The sequence below is a fragment of the Allobosea sp. LjRoot90 genome (assembly GCF_964254315.1).
Taxonomy (GTDB): domain Bacteria; phylum Pseudomonadota; class Alphaproteobacteria; order Rhizobiales; family Beijerinckiaceae; genus Allobosea.
In genome coordinates this window covers 407,492-425,363 of record NZ_CAXUTF020000004.1, presented here as the reverse complement: position 1 = coordinate 425,363, position 17,872 = coordinate 407,492, and the positions used below count along the sequence as shown (strand labels likewise).

Annotated in this window: 20 protein-coding genes; 13 read left to right on the top strand and 7 right to left on the bottom strand. The window is 66.4% G+C overall.

The features are described 5' to 3' along the window. Positions 1-119 precede the first annotated feature (119 nt). The 10 genes from ACSQ3M_RS17465 (at position 120) to ACSQ3M_RS17420 (ending at position 10,027) form a co-directional block, all read left to right on the top strand. Positions 120-1,175: an ABC transporter ATP-binding protein gene (locus ACSQ3M_RS17465; RefSeq protein ID WP_436151332.1), complete on the top strand. Its 1,056-nt coding sequence runs from the start codon at positions 120-122 to the stop codon at positions 1,173-1,175. After that, the gene (locus tag ACSQ3M_RS17460; protein ID WP_436151331.1) at positions 1,172-2,029 is read left to right on the top strand and encodes an ABC transporter permease; all 858 of its coding nucleotides are present in this window, start codon (positions 1,172-1,174) and stop codon (positions 2,027-2,029) included. The genes ACSQ3M_RS17465 and ACSQ3M_RS17460 overlap by 4 nt, the downstream gene beginning before the upstream one ends. 5 nt (positions 2,030-2,034) lie before the next feature. Next, positions 2,035-2,829, top strand: coding sequence for an ABC transporter permease (locus ACSQ3M_RS17455; protein ID WP_436151330.1), 795 nt, complete (start codon positions 2,035-2,037; stop codon positions 2,827-2,829). A 1-nt stretch (position 2,830) separates the two neighbouring features. Then, positions 2,831-3,121: a (2Fe-2S)-binding protein gene (locus tag ACSQ3M_RS17450; protein ID WP_436151329.1), complete on the top strand. Its 291-nt coding sequence runs from the start codon at positions 2,831-2,833 to the stop codon at positions 3,119-3,121. Continuing rightward, on the top strand, positions 3,118-4,518 hold the full coding sequence (locus ACSQ3M_RS17445; RefSeq protein ID WP_436151328.1) for an FAD-dependent oxidoreductase: 1,401 nt from the start codon (positions 3,118-3,120) through the stop codon (positions 4,516-4,518). The genes ACSQ3M_RS17450 and ACSQ3M_RS17445 overlap by 4 nt, the downstream gene beginning before the upstream one ends. Continuing rightward, on the top strand, positions 4,515-5,708 hold the full coding sequence (locus tag ACSQ3M_RS17440; protein ID WP_436151327.1) for an NAD(P)/FAD-dependent oxidoreductase: 1,194 nt from the start codon (positions 4,515-4,517) through the stop codon (positions 5,706-5,708). The genes ACSQ3M_RS17445 and ACSQ3M_RS17440 overlap by 4 nt, the downstream gene beginning before the upstream one ends. Continuing rightward, positions 5,705-6,757, top strand: a complete 1,053-nt coding sequence (locus tag ACSQ3M_RS17435) for an ABC transporter substrate-binding protein (RefSeq protein ID WP_436151326.1) — start codon at positions 5,705-5,707, stop codon at positions 6,755-6,757. Before ACSQ3M_RS17440 ends, ACSQ3M_RS17435 begins: the two co-directional genes overlap by 4 nt. 203 nt (positions 6,758-6,960) lie before the next feature. After that, positions 6,961-8,019: a sugar phosphate isomerase/epimerase family protein gene (locus tag ACSQ3M_RS17430; protein WP_436151325.1), complete on the top strand. Its 1,059-nt coding sequence runs from the start codon at positions 6,961-6,963 to the stop codon at positions 8,017-8,019. An 11-nt stretch (positions 8,020-8,030) separates the two neighbouring features. Then, positions 8,031-9,206, top strand: a complete 1,176-nt coding sequence (locus tag ACSQ3M_RS17425; RefSeq protein ID WP_436151324.1) for a Gfo/Idh/MocA family protein — start codon at positions 8,031-8,033, stop codon at positions 9,204-9,206. Between the two features lie 74 nt (positions 9,207-9,280). After that, complete coding sequence (locus ACSQ3M_RS17420; RefSeq protein ID WP_436151323.1) at positions 9,281-10,027, top strand: transporter substrate-binding domain-containing protein; 747 nt, start codon at positions 9,281-9,283, stop codon at positions 10,025-10,027. Between the two features lie 118 nt (positions 10,028-10,145). On the opposite strand, the gene ACSQ3M_RS17415 is transcribed toward ACSQ3M_RS17420, so the two are convergent. The 6 genes from ACSQ3M_RS17415 to ACSQ3M_RS17390 form a co-directional block, all read right to left on the bottom strand. Further along, positions 10,146-11,084: a threonine ammonia-lyase gene (locus tag ACSQ3M_RS17415; protein ID WP_436151322.1), complete on the bottom strand. Its 939-nt coding sequence runs from the start codon at positions 11,082-11,084 to the stop codon at positions 10,146-10,148. Next, complete coding sequence (locus ACSQ3M_RS17410) at positions 11,081-12,118, bottom strand: succinylglutamate desuccinylase/aspartoacylase family protein (RefSeq protein ID WP_436151321.1); 1,038 nt, start codon at positions 12,116-12,118, stop codon at positions 11,081-11,083. The genes ACSQ3M_RS17415 and ACSQ3M_RS17410 overlap by 4 nt, the downstream gene beginning before the upstream one ends. A 224-nt stretch (positions 12,119-12,342) precedes the next feature. Next, the gene (locus ACSQ3M_RS17405) at positions 12,343-13,143 is read right to left on the bottom strand and encodes a transporter substrate-binding domain-containing protein (protein WP_436151320.1); all 801 of its coding nucleotides are present in this window, start codon (positions 13,141-13,143) and stop codon (positions 12,343-12,345) included. 46 nt (positions 13,144-13,189) lie between these two features. Then, positions 13,190-13,921, bottom strand: coding sequence for an amino acid ABC transporter ATP-binding protein (locus ACSQ3M_RS17400; RefSeq protein WP_436151319.1), 732 nt, complete (start codon positions 13,919-13,921; stop codon positions 13,190-13,192). Next, on the bottom strand, positions 13,908-14,558 hold the full coding sequence (locus ACSQ3M_RS17395) for an amino acid ABC transporter permease (protein WP_436151318.1): 651 nt from the start codon (positions 14,556-14,558) through the stop codon (positions 13,908-13,910). The genes ACSQ3M_RS17400 and ACSQ3M_RS17395 overlap by 14 nt, the downstream gene beginning before the upstream one ends. Continuing rightward, the gene (locus tag ACSQ3M_RS17390; protein WP_436151317.1) at positions 14,555-15,214 is read right to left on the bottom strand and encodes an amino acid ABC transporter permease; all 660 of its coding nucleotides are present in this window, start codon (positions 15,212-15,214) and stop codon (positions 14,555-14,557) included. Before ACSQ3M_RS17390 ends, ACSQ3M_RS17395 begins: the two co-directional genes overlap by 4 nt. 155 nt (positions 15,215-15,369) lie before the next feature. Here ACSQ3M_RS17390 and ACSQ3M_RS17385 point away from each other — a divergent pair, with 155 nt between their 5' ends. The 3 genes from ACSQ3M_RS17385 to ACSQ3M_RS17375 all read left to right on the top strand — a co-directional run bounded on the left by ACSQ3M_RS17385 (position 15,370) and on the right by ACSQ3M_RS17375 (position 17,018). Then, complete coding sequence (locus ACSQ3M_RS17385) at positions 15,370-16,155, top strand: IclR family transcriptional regulator (RefSeq protein WP_436151316.1); 786 nt, start codon at positions 15,370-15,372, stop codon at positions 16,153-16,155. Positions 16,156-16,271: 116 nt separating this feature from the next. Further along, a complete protein-coding gene (locus ACSQ3M_RS17380) occupies positions 16,272-16,481 on the top strand; it encodes a hypothetical protein (RefSeq protein WP_436151315.1) in 210 nt (69 codons plus the stop codon). Positions 16,482-16,691: 210 nt separating this feature from the next. Further along, on the top strand, positions 16,692-17,018 hold the full coding sequence (locus tag ACSQ3M_RS17375; protein ID WP_436151314.1) for a polyhydroxyalkanoic acid system family protein: 327 nt from the start codon (positions 16,692-16,694) through the stop codon (positions 17,016-17,018). Between the two features lie 7 nt (positions 17,019-17,025). Here ACSQ3M_RS17375 and ACSQ3M_RS17370 read toward each other — a convergent pair whose 3' ends face one another. After that, a complete protein-coding gene (locus ACSQ3M_RS17370; RefSeq protein ID WP_436151313.1) occupies positions 17,026-17,814 on the bottom strand; it encodes a CBS domain-containing protein in 789 nt (262 codons plus the stop codon). Positions 17,815-17,872: the final 58 nt, after the last annotated feature.

Below are 17,872 nucleotides of genomic sequence, written 5' to 3'. Positions count from 1 at the left end.
AATAGAAAAATTCTTTCCTGCGGAATTGTTCGTTGACGAAATTCCACGCCTGCCGCTTCCTCCAACCATAAGGCAAGAGACCCCGATGAGCGGGCGGGGCGAGCCAAGCGGGAGAGGTCATGAGCTTCCTGACGCTGGAGAAGCTGAGCAAGGTCTATGGCGATTTCGCCGCCGCGCGCGACATCGACCTGTCCGTCGCCAAGGGCGAGTTCGTCTCGCTGCTCGGCCCCTCCGGCTGCGGCAAGACCACGACGCTGCAGATGATCGCCGGGCTGGTCGAGCCGACGGCCGGCACGATCATGCTCGATGGCCGCGACATCACCCGCGAGAAGCCGAACAGGCGAGGGCTCGGCATCGTCTTCCAGAGCTATGCGCTCTTTCCGCACATGACGGTAGCGCAGAACGTCGCCTTCGGGCTGGAGATGCGCAAGATCGCCAAGGCGGAGCGCGACGAGCGGGTGAAAGCCATGCTCAGCCTCGTCCATCTGAGCCCGCTGGCCGAGCGCTATCCGCGCCAGCTCTCCGGCGGCCAGCGCCAGCGCGTCGCCATTGCCCGCGCCCTCGTCATCCAACCGCCGGTGCTGCTGCTCGACGAGCCGCTCTCCAATCTCGACGCCAAGCTGCGCGAGGAGATGCAGTTCGAATTGCGCCGCATCCAGCAGCGCGTCGGCACCACCACGATCATGGTCACGCACGACCAGGCCGAGGCGCTCTCGATCAGCGACCGCGTCGTGGTGATGGAGCAGGGCCGGATGACGCAGGTCGACGCGCCCTACAAGCTCTACGAGAACCCGGCGACGCCGTTCATCTCGACCTTCGTCGGCAAGATGAATCGGCTCGAAGGCACCTGGCGCAAGGGCGCGGCGGAGGTCGCGGGCATCGTGCTGCCGGCCGAAGCCAGCGGGCTGGCCGAAGGCGCAGCCATCGCAGTGTCGATCCGCCCCGAGAAGCTCGCGCTGAAGGCGCCAGGTCAGGGCCGCATCGACGGCACGATCGCCAACCGCTTCTTTCTCGGCGTCAGCTGGCTGTTCACGGTCGAGACCGCGGCTGGGCCGATCCTGGTCTCGGCGCCGAACGACGGCGAGGAGCCGGCCCGCGAAGGCGCCAAGGTCGCGCTCGACTGGGCCCCGGCCAGCCTGCGCATCGAGCCGCTGGCGCAGGGAGCGGCGGCATGAGCGTCGGGCGCTCCGCGGCGACACCGTTCTGGCTCGCCGGGCCGGGCGCGCTGCTCTTCCTCGGGCTCGTCGTCCTGCCGCTCGTGCTGACGGTGATCCTCTCCTTCCACGCCTATGATCATACGACCGGCATCAAGAACGAGTTCACCCTCGCCCACTACGCCGCCGTATTCTCGGACGAGTACTATCTCGGCATCTTCTGGCGCACGCTGCGGCTCGCAGGCCTGACCACGCTGATCTGTGTCCTGATCGGTGCGCCCGAGGCCTATATCCTGTCGCGGATGCGTGATCCTTGGCGCTCGGTCTTCCTCCTGGTGATCATCGGGCCGCTCCTGGTCTCAGTCGTGGTCCGCGCCTTCGGCTGGAGCATGCTCCTTGGCTCGACCGGGTTGGTGAACCAGGCCTTGCAGGGCCTCGGCTTCGAGAGCGTGCGCCTGCTCTACACCGAGACCGCGATCGTAATCGCGCTCGTCCACGTCATGCTGCCCTTCATGGTCATCCCGGTCTGGACCGCGCTGCAGAAGCTCGATCCGATGGTCGAGGCCGCTGCCTGGAGCCTCGGCGCCTCGCATGCCACCGCCTTGCGCCGGGTCGTGCTGCCGCAGGTCTCGCTCGGCATGCTCTCGGGCAGCCTGATCGTCTTTGGTCTCTCGGCCTCAGCCTTCGCCATTCCCGGCCTGCTCGGCGGCCGCCGGCTCAAGATGGCGGCGACGCTGGTCTATGACGAGTACATGCACGAGCTGAATTGGCCACTCGGCGCGACAATCGCGATCATCGTCCTCGTCGCCAACCTCGTGATCATGCTGGCCTATAACCGCGTCATCGAGACGCGCGCCCGCAAGGCCTTGGGGTAAGCGCCATGCAGAAGAACGGCCCCGTCGCGCTCATTTTCCATACGCTGATCGTCGCCTTCGTGCTGGCGCCGCTCGTCGTGATCTGCCTCGTCGCCTTCACGCCGGAGAACACGCTCTCGATCCCGACCACCAGCTTCTCGCTGCGCTGGTTCAGGGAGATCTTCCGCCATCCCGATTTCGTCGCCTCCTTCGTCAACAGCCTCTGGCTGGCGACGCTCGCGGCGACGCTTTCGGTCGCGATCTCGGTGCCGGCAGCGCTTGCAATCGACCGTTACGAGTTTCCGGGCCGCGGCGCGCTCAACGCCCTCTTCCTGTCGCCGCTGATCATCCCGCATCTCGTGCTCGGCGTCGCTTTCCTGAGGCTCTTCGCGCTGATCGGCGCGACCGGCAGCTTCGCTTGGCTCGTTGTGTGCCATGTCGTGGTGATCACGCCCTATGTGCTGCGGCTGGTGATGGCGGCCTTCACCGGGCTCGACCGCTCGGCCGAGCAGGCGGCGATGACGCTGGGCGCCTCGCACTGGACGGTGTTTCGCCGCGTCACCGCGCCGATGATCCTGCCCGGCATCACCGGCGGTTGGCTGCTCGCCTTCATCAACAGCTTCGACGAGCTCACCATGTCGATCTTCGTGACGTCACCGCAGACGGTGACCCTGCCGGTGCGCATGTACATGTACGCGACCGAATCCATCGACCCGATGATGGCAGCCGTCTCGGCGCTGATGATCGCGTTGACGGCTGCCGCCATGCTGGTGCTCGACCGCGCCTTCGGCCTCGACAAGATCCTGGTCGGGCAGAAGTGACATGCCGCTCCTGCACCGCCTCGTTCGCGCCGATCATCCGATCATCCCGTTCACCCTCGACGGCATTCCTTGCGAGGGCCGTGCCGGCGACACCGTCCTGACCGCGATCCTCACCCAAGCCGATCGGCTCCGCCTCAGCGAATTCACCGCCTCGCCGCGCGCCGGCTTCTGCCAGATGGGCGCCTGTCAGGATTGTTGGGTCGTACTCGAAAACGGCGAGCGCCTGCGCGCCTGCTCGACCGCTTTGATCCCCGGCATGCGCATCGTCACCCACCGCGCGAGGGCGGCATGAGCGGGCATCCGACCAGCGAGCGACCGCAGCCCCTGCTCGTCGGCGCCGGCCCGGCCGGCATCCGGGCCGCGCAGGCGCTAGTCAAAGCCGGCCTGCGCCCGCTCGTGGTCGACGAGGCGCCAGCCTGCGGCGGCCAGATCTATCGCCAGCGCCTGCTCCCGGATGGCCGCAGCAGCCGCGATCTCTACGGCTCGGAAGCGCATAAGGCCGAGGCCCTGCATCGCGATTTCGCCGCGCTCGACGGCAAGCTCGACTACTGGCCGCAGGCGCTGCTCTGGAACCTGCGCGACGGCCGGGCCGACATCATGGTCGAAGGCACGAGCCGGCAGGTCGCCTATGACGGGCTCATCCTCGCCACCGGCGCGACCGACCGCATTCTGCCGATCCCCGGCTGGACACTGCCCGGCGTCTTCACCCTCGGCGGCGCCCAGATCGCGCTGAAGAGCCAGGGCTGCGCCATCGGCTCAAGGATCGTCTTCCTCGGCTCCGGCCCCCTGCTCTACCTCGTCGCCTGGCAGTATATGAAGGCCGGCGCCAAGGTCGCGGCGGTGCTCGACACCGCGCCCTTCTCGGCGAAATTCAACCTGCTGCGTGGCCTGCCTCGGTTCCCGGCCATCGTGCTGCGCGGCATGCGGATGACCGCCGAGCTGAAGCTGGGCGGCGTCGCATTACATTACGGCGTCGGCGATGTCCGCATCGAGGGCTCGGACAAGGTCGGTGCGGTCGCCTGGCGCAAGGACGGGCTGGAACACCGCCTCGCCTGCGACGGCATCGGCTACGGCCTTGCTTTGCGCTCGGAAACCCAACTCGCCGACCTCGCCGGCTGCCGTTTTGCCTTCAACGCCCGCGACCGTGCTGTCCTGCCCGAGCGCGACGCGGCCGGCCGCAGCAGCGTGCCCGGCGTCTATCTCGCCGGCGACGGTGCCGGCATCGCCGGGGCGGATGCAGCCGAGCGCGCCGGCGAGCGCGCTGCGCTCGCGCTGCTGCAGGATCGCCGCCTGCCGCATGATCCGGCCCGCGCCGCCACGCTCGAAGCGGAACTCGCCCGCATCGGCCGCTTCCGCGATGTGCTCGAAGCCGCCTTCCCCTTCCCGGCGCACTGGGTGCGCGACATCGCTGACGAGACCACGCTTTGTCGCTGCGAGGAGATCAAGGTCGGCGAGGCCCGCGCCGCCATCGGCCAGTTCGGCGTGCACGAGCTCAATCGGCTAAAGGCGGTGAGCCGCGTCGGCATGGGCCGCTGCCAGGGTCGCATCTGCGGCGCAGCTGCAGCCGAGCTTCTTGCGCATGAGACGAACCGCGGCATCGAGGCCGTCGGCCGTTTGCGCAGCCAGGCGCCGGTCAAACCGGTGCCGCTGACGCTCGCGCTCGCCGCCCAGCAGGAGGCGGCGGAATGAGCCGGCACCTCTCCGTCGACGTCGCGATCATCGGCGGTGGCCTCGTCGGCTCCTCGACGGCGCTGGCGTTGCGCGGCATGGGCTTTTCGGTCGCTTTGCTCGACAAGGGCTTTTGCGGCGCGCAGGCCTCGGGCGTGAACTATGGCGGCGTCCGCCGCCAGGGCCGGCCGGTCGAGCAATTGCCGCTGTCGCAGCGGGCCCATGCGGTCTGGCCGCGGCTCAAGGCGCTGATCGGCATCGATGGCGAGTTCGTGCGCTCCGGCCATCTCAAGCTCGCCCGCGACGAGGCCGACATGGCGTCGCTCGAAACCTATGCCGAGACGACCGCCGAGCATGAGCTCGACCTCGAGCTGATCGGCCATAACGGCTTGCGCGAGCGCTTCGGCTGGATCGGCGACGGCGTCGTCGGTGCCTCCTTCTGCCCCGGAGACGGCCACGCCAACCCGCGCCTGGTCTCGACAGGCTTTGCCGCTGCGGCGCGCCGGGCCGGCGTCGAGGTGCTGGAGAACACCGCCGTCGAAGACGTGACCCGAGACGGCGACAGCTTCGCGCTCGAAGCTGCCGGCAATCTGTCGTTGCGCGCCCGCTTCGTCATCAACAGCGCCGGCGCCTGGGCCGGTCCTTTCGCCGAGAGCTTCGGCGAACCGGTACCACTCTCGCGCATCTACCCGTCGATGGTCGTCACCGAGCCGATGGAGCCGGTGATGTCAGTCAATATCGGCATGACAGGTCGCGGCATCTATGCCCGCCAGGTCGAGCGCGGCAATGTCGTCGTCGGCGGCGAGCGCGCCTTGCCGCTGGGCGATGTCGACTTCTCGCGACCGCGCGGCGAGGGCGCGCTCTCGATCATGAACCGCGCCGCCGCACTGTTCCCTGGCCTGCGCCACGCCCAGGCGATCCGCTTCTGGAGCGGCACCGAGGGCGCGATGCCGGACGAAAACCCGGTAATCGGCCCGAGCCAGACCACGCCCGGCCTGTTCCATGCCTTCGGCTTCACCGGCGCCGGCTTCCAGATCGCGCCGGGGGTCGGCGAGGTGCTCGCCGAACTTATCCGCGATGGCGAAACGCAGACCCCAATCGCCGCCTTCTCGATCGGCCGCTTCGGCAATCCGGCTTCCGCCCGCACAGACCAAGGCTCGAATGCGGGGCAAAACCAAGAGCCACCACACATAGGGGAGCCAAGACCATGACCAACCGACACACCATCCTCGCGACAGGTGTCGCCGTCGTCGCGCTCGCAGCCGCCGGCAGCGCCTTCGCTCAGTCGAAGACGCTCTATGTCGGCATGAACGGCGGCAATTTCGAGAAGACCTTCACGCAAGGGGTCTTCCCGGATTTCGAGAAGGCCAACGACGTCAAGATCGTGGTCGTGCCGGGAACCTCCTCCGACATCCTCGCCAAGGCGACCGCGGCCAAGGACAAGCCGCAGATGCATGTGATGTTCCTCGACGACGGCGTCATGGTCCGCGCCATCGGCGCCGGGCTCTGCGCCAAGCTGAAGAGCGGCCCTGAGCTGGCCGAGCTCGCGCCCGGCACCCGCATGAAGGACGACATGGCTGTCGGCATCGACCTCGGCATGACCGGGCTCGGCTACAACAAGAAGATGTTCGACGAGAAGGGCTGGCCGGCGCCGACCTCATGGATGGATCTCGCCGATCCCAAATACAAGGGCAAGGTCGTGTTCCAGTCGGCCTCGGCCTCGTCCTTTGGCCTGCATGCCTTCCTGATGTTCAACCGCATCCAGGGCGGCACCGAGGCCAATGTCGAGCCCGGCTTCAGCAAGTTCCGCGATACGATCGGCAAGAACGTGCTCGAATTCATCCCGAGCTCGGCCAAAATCGCCGAGATGGCGCAGACTGGCGAAGCCGCGATCTTCCCCCTGACGCCGACCGGCATCTCGACGCTGAAGGAGAAGGGCATCGGCGTCGAATACGCCCAGCCCAAGGAAGGCTCGGTGGTGCTGATGGTCGCGCAATGCGTCATCGCCAACAATTCCGAGCCGGAGCTGGCGCAGAAGCTCGCCGCCTACCTGCTCTCGGCCGAGGCGCAGTCCAAGGCGCTCACCGCTGGCAACATCGTGCCATCGAACACCAAGGCCAAGGCCTCGACGCCCGAGGCCGAGAAGAAGCTCGAAGCCTTCCACGCCAACATGAAGAGCGCCGTCACGCTCGACTGGGACGCGATCAACGCCAAGCGGCCGGAATGGAACAGCCGCTGGAACAAGATGATCGAGCGCTAGGCGCACTGTAGCCGTCGTCACCGCCGCGCTTTAGCGCGGCGGTGTTTTCGTTTGACCGCGACAAGCGCCTCTCGGTTAAAACTAATCGTATCGCTCACGTTTGACAGAAAGCGCTGCCTCGCTCCATTCTTGCAATCGATTACATCGCCAGTCGGGCGTTGATAGCGAGCTCCGGCAAGGAGCCATGTTTTCGGGAGGTCGCCATGAAGACCATGAAGGGCCCCGGGCTCTTTCTCGCCCAGTTCGCCGGCGACGAGGCGCCGTTCAACTCGCTCGACGCGATCGGCCGCTGGGCCGCCTCGCTCGGCTACAAGGGCGTTCAGATCCCGAGTTGGGATGCCCGGCTGTTCGACCTGAAAAAGGCCGCGGAATCAGACACCTATTGCGACGAGGTCAAGGGCACTCTGGCCCAATACGGCCTGTCGATCACCGAGCTTTCGACCCATCTGCAGGGCCAGCTCGTCGCCGTCCATCCTGCCTTCGACGAGGCGTTCGACGGCTTTGCGGTGCCTGAAGTCCGCGGCAATCCCAAGGCGCGGCAGGAATGGGCGGTCGAGCAAATGAAGCTCGCGGCAAAAGCCTCGCGGCGGCTCGGGCTCTCTGCGAATGTCAGCTTCACTGGTGCGCTCGCCTGGCCCTTCGTCTACCCTTGGCCACAGCGCCCGGCCGGGCTGGTCGAGACCGCCTTCGCCGAACTCGGCAAGCGCTGGCGCCCGATCCTCGACGCCTTCGACGAGGCCGGCGTCGATCTCTGCTACGAGATCCACCCGGGCGAGGACGTCCATGACGGGGCGACCTTCGAGCGCTTCGTCGATGCGGTCGGCGGCCATGCCCGCGCCTGCATCAATTACGACCCTAGCCATTTCCTGCTGCAGCAGCTCGACTATCTCGCCTTCATCGATATCTACCATGAGCGCATCAAGGCCTTCCACGTGAAGGACGCCGAGTTCAACCCGAACGGCCGCGTCGGTGTCTATGGCGGCTACGAGCCCTGGGTCGACCGAGCCGGCCGCTTCCGCTCGCTTGGCGACGGCCAGGTCGATTTCGGCGGCATCTTCTCGAAACTGGCGCAGTACGATTATGATTCCTGGGCCGTGCTCGAATGGGAATGCGCCCTGAAGCATCCCGAGGACGGCGCGCGCGAAGGGGCGGAATTCATCGCCGCCCATATCATCCGGGTGACCGAGCGTGCCTTCGACGACTTCGCCGCCGGCGGCACCGACGAGGCAGCCAACCGGCGCATGCTCGGTCTCGACCGCTGAGGAGAAGCACGATGGCGATCGAAGCCTCCACCGGCACCAAGCTCAACCGCCGCCTGCGCCTCGGCATGGTCGGCGGCGGCCGCGGCGCGTTCATCGGCGCGGTCCATCGCATCGCCGCCCGGCTCGACGATCGCTGGCAACTCGTCGCCGGCGCGCTCTCCTCCGATCCGGAACGCGGACGGCTCTCCGGCGAGGACCTGCTGCTTGATCCCACCCGGATCTATGCCGATGCCAACGAGATGGCGAAGCGCGAGAAGCGCCGCAAGGATGGTATCGACGCGGTCGCGATCGTCACGCCGAACCACGCCCATGCGCCGGCGGCCAGGGCTTTCCTCAAGGCCGGCATCCATGTGATCTGCGACAAGCCGCTCACCACCAACCTGCGTGAGGCGGAAACGCTCGCCAAGCTGGCAAGGGATAGCGGGCTGATCTTCGCGGTCACCCACAATTACACCGGCTATCCGCTGGTCCGGCAGGCCCGTGCCATGGTCGCCGAGGGCGTACTCGGCAAGCTGCGCGTCGTCCAGGTCGAATACGCGCAGGACTGGCTCGCCACACGGCTCGAGGACAGCGGCCAGAAGCAAGCGGAGTGGCGCACCGACCCGGCCAAATCCGGTCCGGCCGGTTCGATCGGCGACATCGGCAGCCACGCCTTCAACCTCGCCGAATTCATCGCCGGCGACGAGGTCGAAGCACTCGCGGCCGACGCCCATGTCTTCGTCGAAGGCCGCCGACTCGACGACAACGCCCATATGCTGCTGCGCTTCAGGGGCGGCGCGCGCGGCATGCTCTGGTGCAGCCAGGTCGCGGCCGGCCAGGAGAATGGTTTGCGCATCCGCCTCTATGGCGAGAAGGGCGGGCTCGAATGGCAGCAGGAGAATCCAAACCTGCTGGTCCATTCGCCGCTCGGCGAGGCGCCGCGCCTGATCCGGCGCAGTGGCGCGGGCGCCTATCCAGTCGCCAATGCTGCTTCGCGCGTGCCCGGCGGCCATCCCGAGGGCTATCTCGAAGGCTTCGCGCAGCTCTACGTCGATATCGCCGAGCAGATCGCCGCCCGGATCGAGGGGCGGGACGCCGCCCCCTTCGCCAGCCTCGTGCCAACCATCGCCGACGGCGTGCGCGGTGTCCGCTTTATCGAGGCGGCGGTGCGCTCCTCCGCCAAGGGCGCGCGCTGGCAGCCAGTCTGAAGCTAACGACCCAGCTTGTCCTCCCCACCCCCGTCGCGGCATAAGCGGCGCCAACGACAGGGAGGACGCACGCCATGGAATTCCGCCCCGATATCGGCCAGCTCTCGCCGACCGTGCGTGAGCATCTGGCTCCCGGCAACCTGCTGCGCGCCGGCATCAACCTCTCGAATTTCCTGCTGGTGTCCAGCCGCGGCCCGCAGGGCGAGCCGCAAGGCGTCTCGCCCGACATGGCCCGCGCCCTCGCCGACCATCTCGGCACAAACCTGCGCTATGTGCCCTACGAGAATCCCGGCCTGCTCGCTGATGCCGCGCCTTGCGATGAATGGGATGTCGGGCTGATCGGCGCCGAGCCGCAGCGGGCCGAGGCGATCAGCTTCACCCCGGCCTATGCCGAGATCGAGGCGACCTATCTGGTCCGCGAGTCGTCGCCGCTTCGCGAGATCGCCGATGTCGATGCGGAAGGCGTGCGCATCGCCGTCAGCGGTCGCGCCGCCTACGGGCTCTGGCTCGATCGTAATATCCGCAAGGCCGAACTCGTCCGCTCGGGCACGCTCGACGATTCCGCGAATGATTTCGTTGGCAAGGAGCTGGACGCGCTGGCCGGGTTACGGCCACGTCTGCTGAAGGATGTCGTCGCCATCCCCGGCACACGCATCCTCGACGGCCATTTCATGACCGTGCAGCAAGCGATCGGCGTGCCGAAAGCCAAGGCCGAGGCAGCGGATTACCTAGCCAAATTCGTTGCCGCGGCGAAGGAAACGGGCTTCGTCGCGGCGCTCATTGAAAAGCACGGCGTGCAGGGGCTGAGCGTCGCGCGGTAATCCTCAGCCGTCATTCTCGGGCGAAGCGCAGACCCGAGAATCTCAGGACCAGAAGGCGCCGGCTGGTGCCTCGTCCGGCAGGAAATGCTCGGGTCAAGCCCGAGCATGACGGCCAGGGTCAGGTCCCGTCCGTCCCGGCGCCGCAGACCAGCGCGCAGACCTTGCTGCCCGGCGTCGGCACGAAGCGTTTCGCCTGCAAGGCCGCAACCGCCGCTGCACCCGAGAGATCGGCGGCGATGCCGAACTCGAACCAGAGCGATTGAGCCGCCTGCTCCATCTCCTCGTCGCTGACCAGCACGATCTCATCGACATTCTTCGCGACGGCCTCGTAGATCGCCTGATCGGTGCGCCGGCACGACATGGTCGCGACCCGCGTCTCCAGTTTGTCGAGCGTGACCAGCTTGCCGGCGTCGAGGCAGGCATGCAGCGTCGGCGAGCCGTAGGGCTCGATGCCGATGATGCGCGTTTGCGGCCTGAGCGCCTTCACCGCGGTGGACAGCCCGGTGATCAACCCGCCGCCGCCGATCGCGACGAGAATGACGTCGACCTCCGGCATCTCATCGAGGATATCGAGACCGAGCGTGCCCTGGCCGGCGACCACCACGGGATCGCTGAACGGATGGGCATAGGTCGCGCCGGTCTCCTTGGCATAGGCCAGCGCGGCGGCATTGGCATCGTCCCAGATCGCACCGACGATCTCGACATCGGCGCCCCAGCGCTTCAGCTTGGCGACCTTGTCGGCGACGACATTGGACGGCAGGAATATCTTGGCGCTGACGCCGAGGACATGGGCCGAGCGGGCGATGGCGAGGCCGTGATTGCCGCCGGAAGCCGTGACGACGCCGCGGGCCAGCTCCTCGGCCGACAGCGTCAGCAGCCGGTTCATTGCGCCGCGCGCCTTGAACGAGCCCGCCGCCTGCAGCAATTCGAGCTTCAGCGTCACCGCACCGCCGAACTCTTCGCGCGAGCTGAGCTGGCCATAGGGCAGGATCGGCGTCTTGCGGATATGCGGGGCGATCCGCCAGCGCGCCGCCCGGATGTCGTCGAGGCCGATCACGACAGCACCCCGCGATAGGGCGCCGCCACGATCAGGCAGCAATTGCCCGGCCTGACGCGGCCCGGCTGGCGCCGGCCATAGAGGATGCCGTCGGCAGCGTAATGCAAGGTTTCCGGCGGGCGCGTCGGGTCCCAGGTGCAGTGGATGCGCCCGGCCGGCTGGCCGGCACTGACCTTTTCGCCATTGGCGTGAAACGGCTCGAAGACGCCGTCGGCCGTGGCGTAGACGTAAGCGGCCGTTCCCGGCAATTCGAGCACCTGCCCGCCGCCGCTGCGCGGCTCCGGCTTGTCTCGCCTGACGATGCCGAGATGGTCGAGCACATTGGCGACGCCGCGCCGGCAGACCTTGAGTGCGTCGAGCGAGACCGTGCCGGCGCCCGCCATCTCGGTGCCGACCGTGACGAGGCCCTGCCGGCAGGCGGTGGCGGTCGCGGTCCGCGGCTCGCCGAGATTGGAGATCACCACCGTCATCGGCGCATCGAAGGCCTGCACGGCCGCGACATTGCGCTTGTGCAGTTCGGGATCGTCGGTCGGCTCGACGATCGCGCTCGGGATGATGTCGAGCGAGGAGCCGCCGGAATGCAAATCGAGGAAGGCGTCGCCGAGCGGCAGGATATGGTCGCTGACGAAAGCCGCGATCTGCTGGGTGATGGTGCCGCGCGGATCGCCCGGGAAGGTCCGGTTGAAGTTGAGCCCGTCGACCGTCGAAGTGCGCTGGCCGGCGATGACGGCATGGACATTGTTCGCCGGCATCAGAATGAGCCGGCCTTGAACCCGGCCGGGATCAAGGTCGCGGATCATGTCGCAGATCGTGATCGGGCCCTCGTACTCGTCGCCGTGATTGCCGCCTTCGAGGATGGCTGTCGGGCCCGTCCCGTTCTTGATGATCGCGACCGGAATCCGCGTCGCGCCCCAAGCGTCGTCATGCGGCGAATGCGGGATCATCAGGAAGCCGACCTGCTTGCCGTCCTTCTCCGGATCGACGGTGAGGAAGGCGGAGGATGGGCGCGGTGTAGGCTTTTGGCGGGAGGTCATGGCGGGGCTCGGGCAGGTTAGGTGCTTGGTTTCAGGACAAGCCGCGGGGAACCCTCTCCCGGAGGGAGAGGGCAGGGTGAGGGGTAGGCCCTGTGACCAGTGCCGCGAGACCTGACCGCGCGGTTGGGTTCAGGCCAACGTTTCCAGTCCGAACACCTCACCCCTGCCCCTCTCCTTCCAGGAGAGGGGTTCCCGCGCCTGACGGGAGGACGCGTGTTGCCGCCTTACAGCGTCGGCAGTGGGTCCATCGGCATGTCCAGGTACTTCTTGTGCAGCCGGTCGAGCTCGCCGTTCATGCTGTTGAAGAAGATGAAACCGTCGAGCCAGCGCACCAGGTTATGCTGGTCCATCTGCACGCCCATATGCGCCGGGCTGCGGCGGATGACGAACTTGCGCTCGAACTCCTTGCTCGGGTTCTGCTTGGCGAGCGCCTGGGCGACGATCGAGTTGGTCGCGAGCAAATCGGCCTGGCCGGTGATGTAGGCGGCCGCCGCTGTCGCATCGTCCTCGGTGCGCATGATGCTGGCCTTCGGCGCCGTCGCGGTGATGGCGAGTTCCTGCGTCGTGCCCTTGGCGGCGGCGACGCGGTTCGAGCCGATCGTTTCCGGGCTGGTGACATTGGCCGATTTCGTGCCGTAGACGGCGAGGAAGGTGTTGGCGTAGGGCGCGGTGAACTGGATCTGCCGGGCACGCTCGGGGGTCAGCCCCATCACCGAGATAACGATGTCGACCTTGTCGGTGAGCAGGAAGGGGATGCGGTTGGCGCCGGTGATCTGCTGCATCTCCAGCTTCACGCCAAGCCCCTTGGCGACCATCTCGGCGAACTCGATGTCGAAGCCGACCGCGTTGCGGTTGGCGTCCTGCGAGCCGAAGGGCGGCGCATCGAGCGGCACGCCGATCCGCACCACGCCCTTGGACAGGATGTCCTGGAGCTTGTCAGCCTTGGCCTCGACCGCTCCGAACGCAGCGATCGCCATCGCCGCCAGACCTGCCAGGAATGAACGGCCTGCAAACAGTTTACGCATCTTTCTCTCCCCTCGTTGACCGGTACCGAAACTGATCTTCCCTACCTCAGTGCAGAACCGCGCTGAGGAAGGTCTTGAGCTCGGGCGTCTTCGGCTCAGCGAGCACCGCCGCGGCCTGGCCTTCTTCGTGGATGCGGCCCTCGTGCATGAAGACGACGCGGGAGCCGAACCTGCGGGCAAAGCCCATTTCGTGGGTGACGAGGATCATGGTCATGCCCTCCTGCGCCACGGATTCGAGCACTTTCAGCACCTCGCCGGTGAGCTCGGGATCGAGCGCCGAGGTGACCTCGTCGAACAGCATCAGCTTCGGCCGCATGGCGAGCGAACGGGCGATCGCGACGCGCTGCTGCTGGCCACCCGAGAGCTGCGAAGGATAGGCGTCGAGCTTGTCCTCCAGCCCGACGCGGGCCAGCACCTCGCGGGCGACCGCGCGCGCCTCGTCCGGCCGCTGCTTCTTCACGACGCGTGGGGCGAGCGTGATGTTGTCGGCGACCGAGAGATGCGGAAACAGGTTGAAGCTCTGGAAGACGATCCCGACTTCCTGCCGGAGCTTGCGCAGATCGGTTGCGGGGTCGTTGACCTTGACCCCATCGACGCTGATCCTGCCGGCCTGCACCGGCTCGAGCCCGTTGACGCAGCGCAAGAGCGTGCTTTTCCCTGAGCCCGAGCGGCCGATCACGGCGACGACCTCGCCCTTCGCAATATCGAGCGAGACGCCCTTCAGCACCTGGTTGGTGCCGTAGCTCTTGCTGACGTCCTGGATTTCAACGAGCGACATCGAGCTTCCGCTCGAGTGAGCGGCTCCATTGCGTGAGAGGGAAGCACATCGCGAAATAGATGCAGGCGACGGTGATGTAGACGGCGAAGGGCTTGTAGGTGCCGGCCGCGGTGAGCTGGCCCTCGCGGGTGAGCTCGACGAAGCCGATCACCGCCGCAAGCGAGGTGTTCTTGATCAATTGCACCAGGAAGCCGACCGTCGGCGGGATCGCGATCCGGATTGACTGCGGAATGATGACGTAGCGCAGCTGCTCGCCGAGCGAGAGCCCGAGCGAGGCGCCCGCCTCCCACTGCGTTTTCGCGATCGAAGTCAGCGCTCCCCGCCAGATCTCGCCGAGGAAGGCCGAGCCATAGACCGAGAAGGCGACGGCCGCGGCAATCCACGGATTGACCGAGATGCCGGCGAGCGGCAGGCCGAAGAAGATCAGGAACAACCAGACCAGGAGCGGCGTGCCCTGGACCAGCTGGATATAGGTCGCCGAGAACCAGCGCAGCGGCGCGATCGGCAGGATGCGCAGGATCGCAAGCCCGAGCCCTAGCACCGCTGAGCCGGCGAAGGCCACCGCGGTGAGCGCGATCGTCCAGCGCGCCGCCGCGATCAGGTACATCACATCGATGAGGCCGAATTCGCGGATCATCGCACGAACACCATACGGTAGATCAGGGCGAAGAGACCGCGGAAGCCGATGGCGAGCGCGAGGTAAAGCACGCCGATCACCGTATAGACCTCGAAATCGCGGAAGGTGCGCGACTGCACGATCGACGCCGCGTGGAACAGGTCCTGCACCGAGATCTGCGAGGCGACGCTGGTCGCCAGCATCAGCAGCACGAACTGGCTGGCGAGCGCCGGGAACATCGCCTTCAGCGCCGGGAAGACGACGATGTAGCGGAAGACCTGCAGGCCGGAGAGCCCGAGCGAATGGCCGGCCTCGACCTGCGCCTTCGGCACGGCCTCGAGCCCGGCGCGGACGATCTCGGTGGTGTAGGCGCCGAGATTGATGACGAGCGCGATCATCGCCGCCGTCAGCCCGTCAAGCCGCAGGCCGAAGCTCGGCAGCCCGAAGAAGATCAGGAAGAGCTGCACCAAAAGGGGCGTGTTGCGGATGATCTCGACATAGGTGCCGATGATACGACGCAGCCAGGTGGGGCCGTAGGTCCGTCCGGCCGCGCAGAGGATGCCGATGACGAGCCCGCCGACCATCGCCGCCGCCGAAAGCAGCAATGTGATCCAGACGCCATCGAGAATGGACTCCCAGGCCGCAAAGACATCGCGAAACTGGAGCCCGTACTTCATCGCCGGCAGCCCTGCAGGGCCTGCGGGGCATGGCCCCGCCGGCCGGATAGGCTGGACGGATGTTGCGGCGATGCGGTCATGTCTCCCCCTCTTTACCCGGAGGCTAGTTTGGCTTCTTATTTGATGTCAAGCTTCACATATGAAACAGGCGCAGCATGAGCGTTTTCCCTGAAGCCGAGAATGACGAGAAGGCGGCCTATGCCGCGCCGGCCCTGGAGAAGGGCCTCGACATCCTCGAACTGCTGGCCGACACCGGCGAGCCGCTCTCGACCCGTGTCATCGCCGAGCGGCTGCAGCGCTCGAAGAGCGAGATCTTCCGCATGGTCTTCGTGCTGCAGCAGCGCGGCTATCTCGAGCGCGAGGCGGGGACCGACCGGCTCGGCCTGTCGCGCCGCCTGTTCGACCTCGGCATCAGGACACCGGGCGGCAAGCAGCTCACCTCGGTCGTGCTGCCATTGATGGAGCGCTTCAGCGAGGAAAGCGGCCAGGCCGCCCATCTCGTCGTGCTGAGCCGGGCGCAGACCGTGGTGCTGGCGACCACCGCCGGCCATCTCGACGCCAGCGTCATCGTCCGCCCCGGCTATGGCCGGCCGGCGCTCGACGCCAATTCCGGCCTGCTGATCCTCGCCTTCCAGTCGGAAGCGCGCCGGCGCGGACTGATGAGGGAGGCGCCGGCCGAAACCAGGCAACGCCTCGACGAACCGGAAACGCTGGCCGCGCTCGCTGAGATCCGCACGCTCGGCCATCGCATCGCGCCGAGCCGCGATATCCTCGCCGTCACCGACATCGCCTGCCCGGTGATCGGCCCCGCCGGCCAGGCCGAGGCGGCGATCCTGGTGCCTTGCCTGCAACGCCATGGCGTCGAGACCGATGAGAACGCGATCCTGCTTGCGCTCAAAGCCTGCGCCGCCGAGGCGGGCCTGCGCCTGCCATACGGTTAGGCTAACCCGGAAAACCCGCGCAATTGCCGCTGCACCACCCCAAGCCGGCCATATACTCTCCAAGATTGCTCGCGAATTTGCGCCTAACCGACGCAACCGCCACGGAGGAGGACGATATGGCCGAGACCGCGACGAACACGCAGAGCATTGTAATGACCGATCCGGAGTGGATCGCGCTGGAGAGCATCAACGAAGAGACGCGCCGCTTCATCTTCGGTGAAACGATGCTGCGCCTGCTTCAGGGTCGCGGCCTGGCCGAACCCGGCGATGAGCTCTGGAAGGTCACAGCCCAGGGCCAGCAGGCACTCGAAGCCCGCAGCAACTAGCTCTGGCCTCGGCCGAGGCGACCGTCCCTTTCATGCGCGCGTCACGCTGGAACCCGCTCCGGCGTGGCGCGCGTTCCGATTCCGGAGTGCCCTCTCATCCCTGCTGGCGCATTGAAGTCTGGCGAACGCGACCGCAAGCCCGTTGCAAGCGCGCGCAACGCCGCCCATCTCAGCGACAGGCCGACCACCTCGCGCTTCCGGGATTGACGCATGAAACGCCCCGTCACCATCACCATCTCGCATTCGCTTGGCCGCGAGGCGGCCTGCCAGCGGCTGGAAGGCGGCGTCGGCAAGGTCCGCGACAAGCTCGGCAGCTTCGGCATGCAGCTCGTCGAGGAGAACTGGCAGGACGACACGCTGCATTTCGGCGTCGCGGCGCTGGGCCAGACCGTCCACGGCAAGATCGAGGTCGAGGAGGCGCTGGTGCGGGTCGAGGTCACGCTGCCCTTGATGCTCGCCATCTTCGCCGAAAAGCTCAAGCTCGGCGTCGAGAAGCAGGCCCAGATCCTGCTCGAGCACAAGCCAGCAAGCAGCTGAGGCTCAGCTACCGCCGTAGCTCGACAAAGAGGTCGAGCAGGAGTTTCTCAGCAACAATTTGGCGCGTCACGATCCCGTCGAATCGACCGCGCCGATCCAGCAGAACAGCGATCTGGAAGCCGGTCTCCTGGAATTTTTTCAATGCTTCCTCCAGATCGGTATCGGCGGGAATCAGCAACTTGCGACCCTGAGCCTTAGCGCGCACGACAGGATTCGCCAGTATCACGCCCAACTCACTTTCGTTGAGGTCGCGCGTAATCTCTTCGTCGCTAGGCAAAGAGCCGTTATAGACGATAAGTCGCAATCGCATGAGCTGCAAAAATATATCGCGCTCGAAATATCCAATCGGTTTATCGTCTTTCCCCAATACGATCAGAGCTTTGAATTCCCCACAGATGATCGATGAGTAGATCGAGCGAGCTATCTTGTAGACTTTGGCGGCGTCGACCTTGTCGCCGCTGTACGCCGTCCGATCCGACATAACGTAATAGGGACGGCAGTTCAGCCACATAGCGTCGAATTCAAAATTCGGCGATGTCGCATCTTGCTGTTCGATCGCGACCGCAGCTGCTTGTGCGCGCGCCACCGGTTGCTTTGCGATCTGGGCGAGCGTTGCCTTGATGCCGAGAGCCTCAAACTGCGCGACCCGGCCCGAGGCAAAGAGGAAGCCGGCGACAGGAAGGACGACAAGAACGGATTTTGCCGCGTCGCCTAGCTCCAAGTTCAGCTTTTTGGCGAAGAAGACGAGTAACAGTCCGATCAGCACCAAACAGATTACGGCTAAGGCCCAGGACATCTTCGCCCCCTGTGGCGCTGTTTCACAGTGGCAAATCCACTGGAGCGCCCGATATGAT

Excerpts from the sequence above, each read along its gene's own strand:
- ACSQ3M_RS17450 (WP_436151329.1), top strand. The coding sequence starts at position 2,831 with ATGCCGCTCCTGCACCGCCTCGTTCGCGCCGATCATCCGATCATCCCG.
- ACSQ3M_RS17380 (WP_436151315.1), top strand. The coding sequence starts at position 16,272 with ATGGCCGAGACCGCGACGAACACGCAGAGCATTGTAATGACCGATCCG.
- ACSQ3M_RS17390 (WP_436151317.1), bottom strand. The coding sequence starts at position 15,214 with ATGAAGTACGGGCTCCAGTTTCGCGATGTCTTTGCGGCCTGGGAGTCC.
- ACSQ3M_RS17395 (WP_436151318.1), bottom strand. The coding sequence starts at position 14,558 with ATGATCCGCGAATTCGGCCTCATCGATGTGATGTACCTGATCGCGGCG.
- ACSQ3M_RS17455 (WP_436151330.1), top strand. The coding sequence starts at position 2,035 with ATGCAGAAGAACGGCCCCGTCGCGCTCATTTTCCATACGCTGATCGTC.
- ACSQ3M_RS17375 (WP_436151314.1), top strand. The coding sequence starts at position 16,692 with ATGAAACGCCCCGTCACCATCACCATCTCGCATTCGCTTGGCCGCGAG.
- ACSQ3M_RS17420 (WP_436151323.1), top strand. The coding sequence starts at position 9,281 with ATGGAATTCCGCCCCGATATCGGCCAGCTCTCGCCGACCGTGCGTGAG.
- ACSQ3M_RS17425 (WP_436151324.1), top strand. The coding sequence starts at position 8,031 with ATGGCGATCGAAGCCTCCACCGGCACCAAGCTCAACCGCCGCCTGCGC.
- ACSQ3M_RS17405 (WP_436151320.1), bottom strand. The coding sequence starts at position 13,143 with ATGCGTAAACTGTTTGCAGGCCGTTCATTCCTGGCAGGTCTGGCGGCG.
- ACSQ3M_RS17430 (WP_436151325.1), top strand. The coding sequence starts at position 6,961 with ATGAAGACCATGAAGGGCCCCGGGCTCTTTCTCGCCCAGTTCGCCGGC.
- ACSQ3M_RS17445 (WP_436151328.1), top strand. The coding sequence starts at position 3,118 with ATGAGCGGGCATCCGACCAGCGAGCGACCGCAGCCCCTGCTCGTCGGC.
- ACSQ3M_RS17460 (WP_436151331.1), top strand. The coding sequence starts at position 1,172 with ATGAGCGTCGGGCGCTCCGCGGCGACACCGTTCTGGCTCGCCGGGCCG.
- ACSQ3M_RS17400 (WP_436151319.1), bottom strand. The coding sequence starts at position 13,921 with ATGTCGCTCGTTGAAATCCAGGACGTCAGCAAGAGCTACGGCACCAAC.
- ACSQ3M_RS17435 (WP_436151326.1), top strand. The coding sequence starts at position 5,705 with ATGACCAACCGACACACCATCCTCGCGACAGGTGTCGCCGTCGTCGCG.
- ACSQ3M_RS17385 (WP_436151316.1), top strand. The coding sequence starts at position 15,370 with ATGAGCGTTTTCCCTGAAGCCGAGAATGACGAGAAGGCGGCCTATGCC.
- ACSQ3M_RS17370 (WP_436151313.1), bottom strand. The coding sequence starts at position 17,814 with ATGTCCTGGGCCTTAGCCGTAATCTGTTTGGTGCTGATCGGACTGTTA.
- ACSQ3M_RS17410 (WP_436151321.1), bottom strand. The coding sequence starts at position 12,118 with ATGACCTCCCGCCAAAAGCCTACACCGCGCCCATCCTCCGCCTTCCTC.
- ACSQ3M_RS17465 (WP_436151332.1), top strand. The coding sequence starts at position 120 with ATGAGCTTCCTGACGCTGGAGAAGCTGAGCAAGGTCTATGGCGATTTC.
- ACSQ3M_RS17440 (WP_436151327.1), top strand. The coding sequence starts at position 4,515 with ATGAGCCGGCACCTCTCCGTCGACGTCGCGATCATCGGCGGTGGCCTC.